This window comes from Candidatus Roseilinea sp. NK_OTU-006, assembly GCF_012931985.1.
In the GTDB taxonomy this organism is placed as follows: Bacteria; Chloroflexota; Anaerolineae; order J036; family Brachytrichaceae; genus JAAFGM01.
This window is the reverse complement of sequence record NZ_JAAFGM010000005.1, coordinates 106,205-119,010: the sequence shown is the minus strand read 5'-3', so window position 1 is coordinate 119,010 and position 12,806 is coordinate 106,205. Positions and strand designations below refer to the sequence as shown.

11 protein-coding genes are annotated in these 12,806 nt (G+C 60.1%); all 11 read right to left on the bottom strand.

What is annotated here, in order from left to right; translation table 11 throughout:
* Nucleotides 1-27: 27 nt before the first annotated feature.
* Genes GXH28_RS04885 through asnB form a run of 11 tightly spaced genes read right to left on the bottom strand, consistent with a single transcriptional unit; the run spans nt 28 to nt 12,805 of the window.
* Nucleotides 28-1,755: a hypothetical protein gene (locus GXH28_RS04885; RefSeq protein ID WP_169237895.1), complete on the bottom strand. Its 1,728-nt coding sequence runs from the start codon at nt 1,753-1,755 to the stop codon at nt 28-30.
* Nucleotides 1,752-3,458, bottom strand: a complete 1,707-nt coding sequence (locus GXH28_RS04880; protein WP_169237894.1) for a hypothetical protein — start codon at nt 3,456-3,458, stop codon at nt 1,752-1,754. The genes GXH28_RS04885 and GXH28_RS04880 overlap by 4 nt, the downstream gene beginning before the upstream one ends.
* A 46-nt stretch (nt 3,459-3,504) precedes the next feature.
* Nucleotides 3,505-4,206 carry a glycosyltransferase family 2 protein gene (locus GXH28_RS04875; protein WP_169237893.1) on the bottom strand — a complete coding sequence of 234 codons (702 nt, stop codon included), beginning with the start codon at nt 4,204-4,206 and terminating at the stop codon, nt 3,505-3,507.
* Nucleotides 4,199-4,879 carry a class I SAM-dependent methyltransferase gene (locus GXH28_RS04870; RefSeq protein WP_169237892.1) on the bottom strand — a complete coding sequence of 227 codons (681 nt, stop codon included), beginning with the start codon at nt 4,877-4,879 and terminating at the stop codon, nt 4,199-4,201. The genes GXH28_RS04875 and GXH28_RS04870 overlap by 8 nt, the downstream gene beginning before the upstream one ends.
* The gene (locus tag GXH28_RS04865) at nt 4,876-6,018 is read right to left on the bottom strand and encodes a DegT/DnrJ/EryC1/StrS family aminotransferase (protein WP_169237891.1); all 1,143 of its coding nucleotides are present in this window, start codon (nt 6,016-6,018) and stop codon (nt 4,876-4,878) included. Before GXH28_RS04865 ends, GXH28_RS04870 begins: the two co-directional genes overlap by 4 nt.
* On the bottom strand, nt 5,996-6,646 hold the full coding sequence (locus GXH28_RS04860) for an acyltransferase (protein ID WP_169237890.1): 651 nt from the start codon (nt 6,644-6,646) through the stop codon (nt 5,996-5,998). Before GXH28_RS04860 ends, GXH28_RS04865 begins: the two co-directional genes overlap by 23 nt.
* Nucleotides 6,643-7,713: a Gfo/Idh/MocA family oxidoreductase gene (locus GXH28_RS16795; protein WP_169237889.1), complete on the bottom strand. Its 1,071-nt coding sequence runs from the start codon at nt 7,711-7,713 to the stop codon at nt 6,643-6,645. Before GXH28_RS16795 ends, GXH28_RS04860 begins: the two co-directional genes overlap by 4 nt.
* A 3-nt stretch (nt 7,714-7,716) precedes the next feature.
* Nucleotides 7,717-8,895: a glycosyltransferase family 4 protein gene (locus GXH28_RS04850; protein WP_169237888.1), complete on the bottom strand. Its 1,179-nt coding sequence runs from the start codon at nt 8,893-8,895 to the stop codon at nt 7,717-7,719.
* Between the two features lie 6 nt (nt 8,896-8,901).
* Nucleotides 8,902-9,702, bottom strand: a complete 801-nt coding sequence (locus GXH28_RS04845; protein ID WP_169237887.1) for a class I SAM-dependent methyltransferase — start codon at nt 9,700-9,702, stop codon at nt 8,902-8,904.
* Nucleotides 9,699-10,826: a CgeB family protein gene (locus tag GXH28_RS04840; protein ID WP_169237886.1), complete on the bottom strand. Its 1,128-nt coding sequence runs from the start codon at nt 10,824-10,826 to the stop codon at nt 9,699-9,701. Before GXH28_RS04840 ends, GXH28_RS04845 begins: the two co-directional genes overlap by 4 nt.
* On the bottom strand, nt 10,823-12,805 hold the full coding sequence (asnB, locus tag GXH28_RS04835; protein ID WP_169237885.1) for an asparagine synthase (glutamine-hydrolyzing): 1,983 nt from the start codon (nt 12,803-12,805) through the stop codon (nt 10,823-10,825). Before asnB ends, GXH28_RS04840 begins: the two co-directional genes overlap by 4 nt.
* Nucleotide 12,806: the final 1 nt, after the last annotated feature.

The following is a 12,806-nucleotide window of genomic DNA, read 5'->3' as shown; positions in this document are numbered from 1 at the left end:
GTGCGATTTCCTATTTTTCCTATGTGCTCATTGAATGCCCAAGCATGGGGTTGGACCCGCGCGCGTCAGCACGGTGAATACGCCGAACCGCTGCGAGCGGTAGCACTGCTCCAGAATGGCCAGCGCCTCGGCATCCGCGTTCAGCGCGGTTGCTTTGAGACGTTCTTTCTGCGCCCAGGCAATGACATCTACCCGTCGCGCGCGCAGTGTTGTTTTTAACAGGTCTGGATTGCCAAGGTACGGGTATATCTGGTCGCCGGGCCGACCGGCATACCATAGCAAATCTTTATCCGTCAGCGAATAACCGCCCGGCGGAACGTTGGTGCGCACGGCGGCTGTCGCCTGCGCCCGATCTGCATACCTGTAGGTGTAACGATAGCGCGTGCTGTATTCGGCAGTGACTTGAACCAGATCTGTCGCTAGGTAGCTGCCCAGGGTCAACGCGGCCAGCCCGCCGGCCAACAGTGCTGTGCGCGTCATGCGCACGCGGTGCGCTAGTGTGAAGCCCAGGCCGATCACCAGCGCCATCGGCAGCGCCAGGCGCGCCATGGCCAGGCCGCCGATGCGCAATCGTTCGGCCAGCACAGTGGTTTCAAAGGTCGCGCGGTAGATGTCGTACATTGGGTCGCCAACAATGAACAGCATGTAGAGCGTGCCGCCCAGCATAATTGGCAGTGCGATGCGCGACAAGACGCAACCTGGTTGTCTAATTTGCCGGCTGACCCACGCCGCAATGATGACCATCAGCACAGGAAGGGCCGGCGTGTGATAGCGCGGGTATCCCCAGGCCGGCACAATCATTGTGCCATAAAAGGCAAACACCCCGACTACATACAACAGAGCAATGTCTGTGTCATTGATTTGCCGGCGCGCCCAGCGCTGGGCGCTGTCCCAAAACGTCAACAGACCAAGGAGCGCAATTGGCAATCCCAGCCAAAAAACCATCACACCGCTGGTCTGGATAAAGTGGTTTGGGGCTTGCGATAGTGCTTCGCCGACACCGCTGCTGCGCCCGACAAGCGCAGCAGAGGCATCAGCTAAGGTGTAGCCGGTGAACCAGCCGTACACGGTGTGCAGCACTGCAAACAGCGCTGCCCCGCCTGCGGTGAATGTGGCTGCTATGCCGGCCTCGCGCCAGTTGCGACGCGCAATCTCGCCGGCGATCAGCGCTGCCGCCAGCATCGGCGGGGTGGGCAATTTGATCCACAGGCAAATGGCGAATCCAATGCTCAGGACAAAAACGCGCATGACCGGTGAGCGTCTGCGCAGCGCCAGCCACAAGCACAGCAATGCTGTGAGCGCCGTCGTCAATAGCCCATTGTCAATGTCAATCAGCACGCTGTTCTGGACAATGAGTGGATTGAGCGCGTATAGCCCGATTGCTACAAGCGCGATAGTTTGCCAGTTGAGCCGGCCGGGCATATTGTGGTAAAGCAAACGCGCCAGCCATGCTAACAGTGGCAAAGTGAGTAGATGCGGAATCAACACACTCAGCCGGGCGGCTTCAACAGTTGCTCCAAAGATGCTCAACAGCAGTTGCGCCCAGTGAACGTACAGGTGCGGGTGTGGAATGATCTTGCGCCACTCCGGCCAATATGCCATGGCTAGAAAGAAGTCGTTTTCATCGGTGCTGAGGGGCTGCCAGCCCATGCGCAGCGCGCACCCTATGGTGAACGCAGCAGCTATGGCAAGGGTAATTGCCAAGATATGTCGGCGCGCCCAATCGCGCAGGGTAGCTTGTCTAGAAACGCTCATCGGCATGCTCCGCCGACGTGAAAGTAAGCCAGATAAGACCCCACCTTCAATGGCGCGGAATAACATCGGCCCAATAATGCGGTCAATGTGGGATCGCGCGTGATGTGGGTGTAGCGGCCGTCTTCTTTAGTGGTCAGCACAAAGGCGGCCGGTGGGTCGTTCTCGAAACGCTTGATGATTTGCTGAGCGGTGCAGGTGGGGCAGGCCAGCAGCTCTACGACAAAATCGCCGTCGCGTTGCGCCGCCCATAGAATTTCTTTAGGGGCGATCAATCGGTCGTGAGGGGCGGTTTTGGAGGCGATGATGGCGCCGATCTCGCGGCCGCCCCGCCGGCCATATTCGTAGATTGTGGCGTAGTCGGCGGTGGTTTGGGTGGTGGTGGTCACCGTCCAGCTAGCTAGGCTGAAGGCAATGGCACCGGCCAGCAGCGCCGGTTGGACGCGTCGCACTGCCAACCAACATATCAGCACTGCTAGCCCAAGTGGAATCACCAAGGCGATGACTTGCAACTGCGCGCCGAAGCGCAGTCGCGTCAACAAGTCGTTTGTCTCGAAGGTGAGCGCATATTGCGGCAGCAATGGGTCTGGCAAGACCAGCGCAAAAAACAATGCGCATCCTGCGGCAGCGGCCAGAATAGCGCCTCGAGGATGCGCCGACTGCCACAGTGTGTTGAATGTCGGGCTGTCGGCCAGCGCCAGGCTGACCAAGATCAACATGCCTAAAAATACCGGGTAGTGGTAGCGCGGGAAGCCCATGGGCAGTTCGTTGCCGGCGCTGTAGAGCGCCATGCCGAGCAGGCTGAAAAGCAGCAGGGCGTCGGCGTAACCGATCGCTGCGCCGCGCGCCACTTGTCCGATGCGATGCACAGCGACAGTCAGCCAGGCCGCGATGAACGGGATGCCGATCCAAACGCTGGTGATGCCGCCGCCCATGAGGATGCGCGAGATGGTGCGTTGTATTTCGCTGCCGGCTGTTTGCACTCTGGCGATGGATGGCCACAGCGCCTCGATGGGAAATTGGCTCCATGCGATGAAGATCAGAAAGCTGAGGGCAAAGCTCAGGCTGCCCAGGGCCAAGCCAATCAGCGCACTGGCCACACGCCGGCGTCGTAGCAGTGTCACGATCAGCAACGCCACCCCCAATAGCAGGGTTGAGGGCAGCCATTTGATCCAAAGGAGCAGCGCCCAAGTTAAGCTGATCCATGCAATGCGTTGTGCTGAAGGCGCATCCTCAGTGATGCTGAACGCCAGCAGTAGCGCTGCCATGCCGAGGGGCCACAGGGTGTTGTCAATGTCAAGCAGCAGGCTGCCCTGCAGCGCCAGCGGGTGAATTGCCCAGATCAGGGCAGCGATGAGGCCGGCGCGCCGGGCGCGCGCCACATCCGCGCTGAGCGCCAAGCAGGTCATGGGCAACAGCCACAGCACGGCCAGGAAGCTCAACCCGCCGACCAGGCGCATGGCCGGCAGCGTGTAACCGAATGCCTGCGTAGCCAGGCTGCCCAGCGCGGTGTAAAGCGGTGGGTGGGGAATGACTATTTCGCTCCAAGCGCCGCGCGCAATGCGCGCGAAATCCTGGGCAAAGACAACCTCATCGGTGTAGATCAGCTTGTCCCGAGATAGGACAAAGATCAACGCATACAGACCTGTCAGTGCTGCCAACGCCGGCCAGATCGGCCTGCCGTAAAGCGTGCGGAATCTCACCATCCAAAGGCTCTTCATCCGGTATATCAGGCAAAAGAGGAACTGCAAGCTACTTGAACCTGTAGCTGAGGATCAGGCCGATCATGCGCAACCCGGTGCGCAATGCGCCTTTAAAGTTGCCGGTGATCTTGGACTCGCCCACACGCCCGCGATAGTTGACTGGCACTTCAATGACCCGGATGCCGGCGCGCAGAGCGAGGATCACCATCTCTGGCAGGAAGTGAGACTTGCCAACGGTGAAACGATCTTGAATGCGTTCAAGCGCCGAACGGTGAATCAGGCGCAAGGTGCAGCCGCAATCGCTGAGCGAGGGGCCGTTATAGAGGAATTGCAGCATCTTGGCAACCGCCCAATTGCCGATGCGCAAAAACCATCCCATGTTGGCTTCTTCCCAGATCATCTCGCGGGTGGTGCGCGTGCCGCAGACCATTTCAAAGTCCTCGGCATAGGCGAGCAACTTCAGCACGTCGCGGCCCACGAACGTGCCATCTGGCTCAGCGAGGATGATGAGATCGCCGGTCGCTTCGCGCATGCCACGTCGTAGCGCATAACCGTAGCCCTGTTGGGTTTCGAGCACGACGCGCGCCGGTGTTTTGGCAGCTTCTTCGGCCGTGCGATCGCGCGAGTTGTTGTTGACTACGATCACTTCATCCACGATGCCTGGAATCCAGAAATCTTCCACCGCCTGGCGGATGTATTGCTCTTCGTTGTAGGCCGGGAAGATCACGCTCACGCGTTTGCTGTTATACATGGTGTTCTCTCGGCGATGAATCTGGTTTTTGTGCCACGATCAGCATTTGGCCGGCAAATGGTTTGAACGGCGATGCCAAATATAGGCGAATCAACCAGGCCGGCACAGCCACGCTCAAGCCACGCATGCTATAGGGCAAAAAGCGGGGCATGACTTTCTCGATGTGGAATCCCTGGGCGCGCAATAGGTTGGCGAGCGAGACGTGGCTAAAGATGGAGCGATGGGTGTAGTCGTCGAAGTAGTGGCGATAAGCGTGGTAAAAGTTGGGCTGAATGACGATTAGCCGGCCGCGTGGACGAAGATGGCGGTGGATTTCCGCGACCAGGGGCATCACATCCTTCGGCTCAAGATGCTCCAGCACGTTTGACGCCAGGATGGCGTCAAATCGTTGATCCCCTAGACAGGCAAGGCCTGTGGAGAGATCGTGGAGGAGGACCTCTACGTCTGGAGCAGCAAATTCCGGCGTGCGTTCCCAGAGATCAATAGCAACCTTGCGGGCCGCCCGTGTGTAGTTGATCCAATAGCAGTATCCTGCGCCCAACTCGAGCACGTGACCGTCGGCTGGGATGTAGGGAGATACGAAAGCGCTGATCACCTTCCACACGCCGGCGCGGGCCGGGTGCGCAGTCAGGTGGGCTGCATGATAGGCTTGGCAGTAAGTGTGTTTGGTCATGGCCGATTAGCCAGTTCGTGAGCTGCTGCGCGCAGTGCGCGCGCCACACGTGCTTGTTGCTCCTCGCTCAGTTCTGGATAGATCGGCAACGACAGGATTTCCTGCGCAGCGGCCTCCGTGTGCGGCAAGTCGCCGGCCCGATAGCCGAGGTTGGCAAAACTCTTTTGCAAGTGCAGCGGGATTGGGTAGTGGATACCGGTTTCGATGCCTTGGGCAGCCAGATATGCCTGTACCTCAGCACGATGTGGCACGCGTATCACAAAGAGGTGCCACACCGGCGCGCGATCTACAGGCACGAATGGCAGCCCGATGGGCACATCAGCGAGTAGTTCCAGGTATCGCTGGGCAATCGCTTGACGACGGGCTGTCCAATCGGGTAAATGGCGCAACTTGACACGCAGAACCGCCGCTTGCAAGGTGTCCAACCGCTCGCCATAGCCGACCTGATCGTGTTCGTATTTGGCGCGCTTTCCATCAGGTCGAACCGCTCGTCCATGGTCACGCAGCGCTAGCACACGCTGCGCTAGTGCTGGGTCGTTTGTGGTGACGGCGCCGGCATCCCCGTATGCGCCCAAGTTTTTCCCCGGATAGAAACTGAAACAGGCCGCATGCCCAAGCGTTCCTACGCTTTGCCCCTTATATGTGGCCCCATGTGCTTGCGCTGCATCCTCGATGATGACAAGGCCATGCTGCTGAGCCAGCGCACGGATGGCGTCCATGTCAGCCGGCATGCCGTACAGATGTACCGGTACGATAGCTCTTGTGCGCGGCGTAATAGCGCGCGCCACCTCGTCTGGATCAATGGTGTAGGTCTGCGGGTCAATATCCACGAACACAGGCCTGGCTCCCACATGAACGATTGCCTCGGCGGTGGCGCAGAAGGTATGTGCGACGGTGATCACCTCATCGCCGGGTTGAACACCGCAAGCCTGTAACGCTAATTGCAACGCCGCTGTGCCCGACGCTACACCTATCACATGCGCTGCACCGCAGTAGCGAGCGAACTCCTGTTCAAATGTCTGCACATCTGGTCCGTTAATAAAAGCCGTTGTTTCGATCACGCGCTGAATCGCTGCGTCGATCTCGAATTTGATCGTCGCATACTGCGCTTTCAGGTCAATGAGCGGGATTTTGCTCATGGTAAGCTCCGATGTAGTTAATTGAATTGATTACGCGAGCCGGGTTGCCGGCCACCACTTCGCGTGGCAAGACGTCGCGCGTGACGACTGCGCCGGCTCCCACCAGCGCTTCAGCGCCGATGCGCACACCCGGCAGCAGAATTGCCCCGGCGCCGATTCGCGCACCACGCTCAATATGGACGCCCTGCAATTGTGCTTTGGCGCGCGGTGAACCCGGGTAGCGCGCGTTGGTCATCACTACGCATGGCCCGATCCAACAGCCTGCCTCCAGGACGGAAAACTCCGGCACAAAGGCGTTAGAGTGAATACGCACATCGTCCCCGATCAGCACATGATGCTCGACAATGCTGTGGCTGCCGATGCTGACACGATGACCAATCTGATTGTCCTCACGGATGAGCACGCCATGACCGGTCTGGAAATCGTCACCGATCTGGTTGCCGGCATAGATGACTGTATGTGAGCGCACAATGGCCCGTGCGCCGATGCGGGTTGCTACCTCGCCGGCCAATCGCCCGCGCGCCGGTTCGCCAACAATGACAAAGGCGCCGAGCGTCACTGCTTCGCCAAGTGCGACGCCGGAGTAGACGATGCATGTAGGGTGGTATGTTGCGTCGGTGTAGCTCATGATGCTTTCTCCATGCCCTGTGTGGGTGAGTGCTTGAGTGTCGCCAAGTGCACTTCCGCACCACGCGCCATAGACTCGTACATTGCCAGCACCAACGCCAGTGAACGGCGGCCTTCGTGGCCGTGCGTCTGCGGTAGCCGTCCGTCGTGAATGGCTGCAATAGTGTCAGCGAGCACCGCGCGATGGCTCGTCCCATATACCGAGGGTGGATCAACTGCTTCGGTGCTAATCAAGTGCCGCTCTTGCTCGAGCTGTCCCTCAACCTTCCAGAGCACCCTGCGATTCAGCGCTGTGCCGCCCACCTTGACCGAGCCGCGCTCGCCGAAGATCGCCACCGAGCCTTCCAAGTTCTCCGGCCACGTCACCGTGGAGCCTTCGACGACGCCTAAAGCGCCTGAGGCAAAACGCCATACGGCCACACCTACGTCTTCGCACTCCATGCGGTGCGCCAGCGTCGCGCCATAGGCAAACACGCTATCCACGTCGCCCATCAGCCACTGGAGTGCATCAATATGATGGATAGATTGATTCATCAGCGCGCCGCCATCCATTGCCTGCGTGCCATGCCAGCCATCCTCATAGTAACTCTGCGGACGATACCAGCGCACGGTGGCGTTGCCGAGCAGCAGCCGACCCAGTTGGCCCGAATCTACTAACCGCTTCAAATCTTGCATCGGCGGGTTGTAACGGTTTTGCAATACTACGGTGAGGGTCACGCCGGCGCGCTCACAGGCCTGAATCAGCGCGTCGGCGTCGGCCAACGAGAGCGCCATCGGCTTTTCAACCACGACGTGTTTACCATGCCGAGCAGCCTCGATACCGATCTGCGCGTGCAGTCCGCTGGGCACGCAGATGCACACCACGTCAATGTCTTTTCGCTCCAGCACGCGCCGATAGTCGGTGAGCGGTTCTGCACCGAATTGCTGGGCAAGATGGATTGCCCGTGACTCGATCACATCCGCGACGGCAACCAGTTTGGCGGACGTACGCAAATCCACTAAGGACTGCGCGTGACGGGGCGCAATGCGCCCACAGCCGATGATAGCGAATCGGAGGACAGTCTTCACAGCTCAAAACCTTTTTGAGTACGCGGCGTCCGCGGCCGCTCGATACACCTTGAGCATGCGCTCGGCCATGATCTCGGCGCGAAACAGGCCGGCTCGTTCCCGCGCCGACTGCTGCCACTGTGCCCGCGTGCTCGCGTCAAGGCCGAGCACGCTGAGGAGTGCATCGCGCAAGGCAGGGGTGTCCGCCGGCGGCACGAGTAGGCCGTGTCTGCCGTGCACCACCACTTCCGGAATGCCGCCGACGCGCGTAGCCACGACCGGCAGGCCCGCGGCCAGCGCTTCAATCACCGATAGGGGCAGCCCCTCACCCAATGAGGGGAGCACAAACAGGTCGCTGCCGGCCAGTAAACGGAGTGTATCGGTGCGAAAGCCTAAGATGTGTACGTGATCGCTCACGTTGAGCGCAGCAGCTTGTTGCGCCAACGCTGCCTGTTCATCCGGCGCGCCGGCAAAGACGAAGTGAGCACGCGGAAAGCGTTGCAGTACCGCCGGCAGCGCCGCGATCAAATAACGGTGCCCTTTGTTAGCCGCCAAGCGGGCCAATGTCAGCGCGATCACGTCCTCTGCCGCAAGGTCTAACTCCGCGCGTAGCTCAGCCCGCGCCTGGGTGATGAACGACGGCTCGAACGTCGGCAAGGAGACGCAATTGTGAATGATCTCGATCTGCGTTGCCGGAATGCCGTAGAGCTGCGTCAACTTCTCGGCATTATCGTGCGAGACGGCGATGACGCGCGCGGCGTGTCGTCGCGACAGGCGGAACAACGTCGGTAATATGGGCTTAAGCGCCAGGGAGATGACGATATCGTTCAGTGGCGATACACTGTGTTCAACGCAGATCAACGGGGTTGCCGTCCCAGATAAAGCAAAGCTAAAGGCAATTCCTAGCCGGCTACCCGGATGATTCGAGTTGAGATGAACAACGTCGTACTGCCCACTCAAGCGACGCAGCGCCGGGATGACGGTTGGCCATTGTCTTGGGTGATCAAGCGGCCACGAATGCACTGAGCCGAGGGCGCTCAACTCTGTAGCGAATGCGCGGAGGTTGGGATGATCGGGTAGAACAAAGCTGAAGCGAGCATACCCCGCCAAGGCGCCGGCCAATTGCACGACATACCGCTCTGCCCCGCCAACTGAGCGAGCGGTGATAATGACCAGCACCCGCACCAATCTACCCTCAGCCATGCGGTATCACCGTGTTCCACGATGCATGGCCTGGATCGGCTGGCACCGCACAAAGATACGGTAGCCTAGCACAGTCCAGCCCCGCTGCGATACCCAACGGTCGAGTCGTTGCCACATGCGCGGTGGATTAGCCATGCGTCCGAACTTGTAGAAAAACTCCAACACGTAAGGAAAGGTCTCCCGACAGGCACGGTCGGTGATGCGCAGCCCGGCCTGGTGAAGGATGGCAAACACCTCATGTTGCGAGAATACCGTGTCAATCGGCTGTTCGGTGCGCAGTGGGTGTTCGTGCGGCAGAAAGCCGCGCATGGGGCGGATCAACGGCGCCAATAGCGCTGCCAGCCCACTGAAGGGCAGCCATGCCGCGCTGTTGGGAAAGGTGATGACAAACGCTCCCTGGGGCTTGAGCAGTGGCTTGAGGGCGAGCAGCGCTTGCAACGGCGAGCGTAGGTGCTCTAAGACTTCGGTCAGAATGACCGTATCAAAAAATGCTGCCGGCAATGGCGGTAGATTCGTAAGGCTCGCCTGCATAATATGAGCTGCATCCCCTAGATGGGTGCGCGCCTTATCAACATTGGCTGACGATATCTCCAGCCCGTAGAGTTCTGCCGTTGGATTGCGCCGGTGGAGCTCGACCAAAAGCTGTCCGGCGCCGCAGCCTGCGTCGAGCACGCGTTGCCCCCTTACATCACCGATAAACTCGGCCACGGCCGGGTAGAAATCCGAGTGCATGGATAGCTCGCCGCCGAAGGCGTCGTAGCGAGCCGCAATCTCAGCATCCGTAAGATCGTGGCCTACCTTGATCATGTCCGCACCTCCTGCATCAAGCGGAGCATCTTCTGGACACGACGCTCCCACGTATGGTCGCGCAGCACACGGGCGCGCGCCGCCTCAGCAATGCGCCGGCGCTCCTCTTCGTGGCTCAGGTAGTGGCGAATTTTGTCCAACATCTCTTCGGCAGTGTCAAAGCACACGATTTCTTTTCCCTCCTCGAAGAATTCGCCGACACTGGGCACGCGCTGCAGCAACTGAAACGTGCCGCAAGCGGCCAGCTCGAATGCTCGCACGTTCAAGCCGCGATCTAGTTCGCCAGGCTGATGGTCGACATGGAAGTTCAAGCCGATCTTGGCCGCGCAGAGCGCTTTGACCTGCTCTTCGCCCCAGATTTGCCCTTGCCATACCTTCAAGATTGGGCTGCCGATAAAGTGCTCGCGGTAGCCGCCCCACACTTTTACGTCCACGCCTTGGACGATGGCGAATTCGATCATTTGCCGGCGCGCTTGATGGAAGCGGTTGCTGAGGCCACCGATGAAGCACACATCGCTGCCGTAGCGGGCGCGCTCGGCTTCTGTGAGCGCGACTGGCCGATGGATTTCAGGATCAATGCCGATCGGCACATAGGCGATTCGGCCGGTCGCGCCGGCGGCGCGCAGCCCGGATTCTAAATTGGCCGGCTGGAAGATAAGATCGAAGTAGGGCAGATTGGCGCGGTCGCGCGGCAGCATGGTCTGGGCTGGCAACCCGCACCACTGCACCAGCGTCAGGCCGCGCTGTTTGAGCGTCTGTAGCGTGGATCGCCAGATGCTGCTGCCGAGCGGGATGAACACCACATCAGGTTTGAAATGCTCGATGCGGTGTAGCAAGCTGCGCTGGAGCAGCCACACATCGAAGCGCGTGCCCCACAGACCGGCGCGCGCGACCTTGGCCAGCGACAACGGCAGATGCGCGCGGCGATGCTGGGGCAACAAGAAGCTGCTGCGCATGTCCACCACTACCTGGCAGCCCAGCTCCTCAAATTCGCGCTTCCAACTGTAGAGCGTGTGCTGGGTGCGCAACAGATGCAAATTGAAATCGCCCCTTTGTGTCCGCCAGCTTTGATAGGCCGATTCGTAGTAACCGCGATCAACCTTGTAGTAAACGTAGATTTTCATGCGCACCTCTCGATCTGGCGCAGCCATACCTCTGCTGCCCCCCAGCGCCACAGGTTGGCGCCCATGATTGAGGCATCGGGTGTGCTTTCCGCTGCAAGCATCTTGCGCACCAAGCCCACGTCCAGCCAGTCGCTCAGGCGTGGCCGGTCGTGAAACAGCTCACGCCAAAATGGACGCAGCGCCCGCATCCACGCTTGTTCGGGCGTGACAAAGCCCTTCTTATCGCGCCGCCATACAATCGCTGACGGTAAGAGATTTCGGATCGCTCGCCGCAAGACATATTTCGACCAGCCGGCATGTATGCGATACACCGCCGGTAATTGACTGATGTATTCGGCCAATCGCACGTCGAGAAAAGGGGTGCGCGCCTCAATAGAGAATGCCATTGAGTTGCGATCCTCTGCCCGTAACAAGCGCGGCAGGTTGTATAGAGTGAGATGGGCAAGGTGGCTGGGCAGGTGAGCGTATGTCTCTGGCGGGAAGGCATGCCGGCGTCGCCGCATAGCTCGTTCGGCGACGCCGGCGCGCAGACCGGTCATGCGTCCCGACCAGCGCTGCTGCACCCAACGTTGGGCTGCCGACGGTAGTTGGTAGGCCACGGCGCGCGCAAGGACGCCTGCCAGACTGCGGCTGCCAACGCGCCGGATGGCTAACGTCTCTCGCCACAGTTGCCGCCAACGCCCAGCGCGTAATAATTGCGATACCCATACGTCAAACGGCAGGTAACCGGCCAGCAGCTCGTCCGACCCTTGACCGTCCAATAGCACAGTCACCCCGTGCTCGCGCGCCAGGCGCATCACACACCACTGCGCGTACATCGAGGTGGTGATCGGCGGCTCATCGTGATGCCAGACGAAGCGTTCGAGATCGGCTCGCAGCCCCTCTGCGGTGGGAAAAGTGCAGTGCCATTCGGCGCCGGTTTGCTCTACCACAATTTGGGCAAAGCGCCGCTCGTCACTGACATGGTCCTCGTAAGCAGCGGTGAAGGTCTTTTGCCGTGCGCCAAGCTGCTCGCGCGGTATGCCGTGTTCCGTCTGCATGAGCACGTTGACCAGCGCCACAATAGCTGACGAATCCAGACCGCCGGAGAGGCACGTGCCTACGGGCACATCACTGCGCAAGCGCAGGCGCACCGCGTCGGTCAGCAACTCCAACACGCGCTGCGCCGGTCCGTCGTCCGGTTGCGCTGGCCCAATGTCGGGGTTGACCGGCAGTGACCAGTAACGTTTGATCACAAAAGCACCCTCGGAGATGCTGAGCGAGTGGCCGCCGGGCAGTTGCCGAATGTTGGCGAACATGGTGCCATCGAGCCGGCTGGCCTCGTAGCCGGCCAAGAAGTCTTCGAGGATGATCTCGTCCACCTGCGGGGGTATGAGGCCGCTAGCCCAAAGCGCTTTTGGCTCAGAAGCGAACGCGAACAGCGTTGGCGTCTTGACGTAGTAAAAGGGCTTCACACCAAAGCGGTCACGGCTACAGAACAAGACCCGTCGTTGGGCATCCCAAAGGGCGAATGCCCACATGCCGTTGAAACGTTGCACACAAGCCTCACCCCATTGGCGATAGGCAGCCAGTAGCACTTCAGTGTCACCGCTGCTGCGAAAGGCATGGCCGAGCGTGACCAGCTCGGCGCGCAGTTCAATGTAGTTGTAGATCTCGCCGTTGAAGCAAAGGGTCAATGCACCGTCCGCTGTGGTCATCGGGGTATGGCCGGCCGGGCTGAGGTCAAGGATGGCCAGCCGGCGTTCGACTAAACCCAAGTTAACAAGCGGTTGTTCGCTTACGGTGCGCATGTCAGGCAAATCCACGCCGGGTGGACTGTCCGGCCCTTTGAGATGCAGCGCGGCGCCGGTTTGCGTGTTGAACAGCGCGAAGCCCTCATCGTCCGGCCCACGATGGCGCAACAGGCCGGCCATGCGCTGAAGCTGGGCTAGGTTGATTGGCGCGCCGTCGAGATGATAAATACCTGCAATGCCGCACATA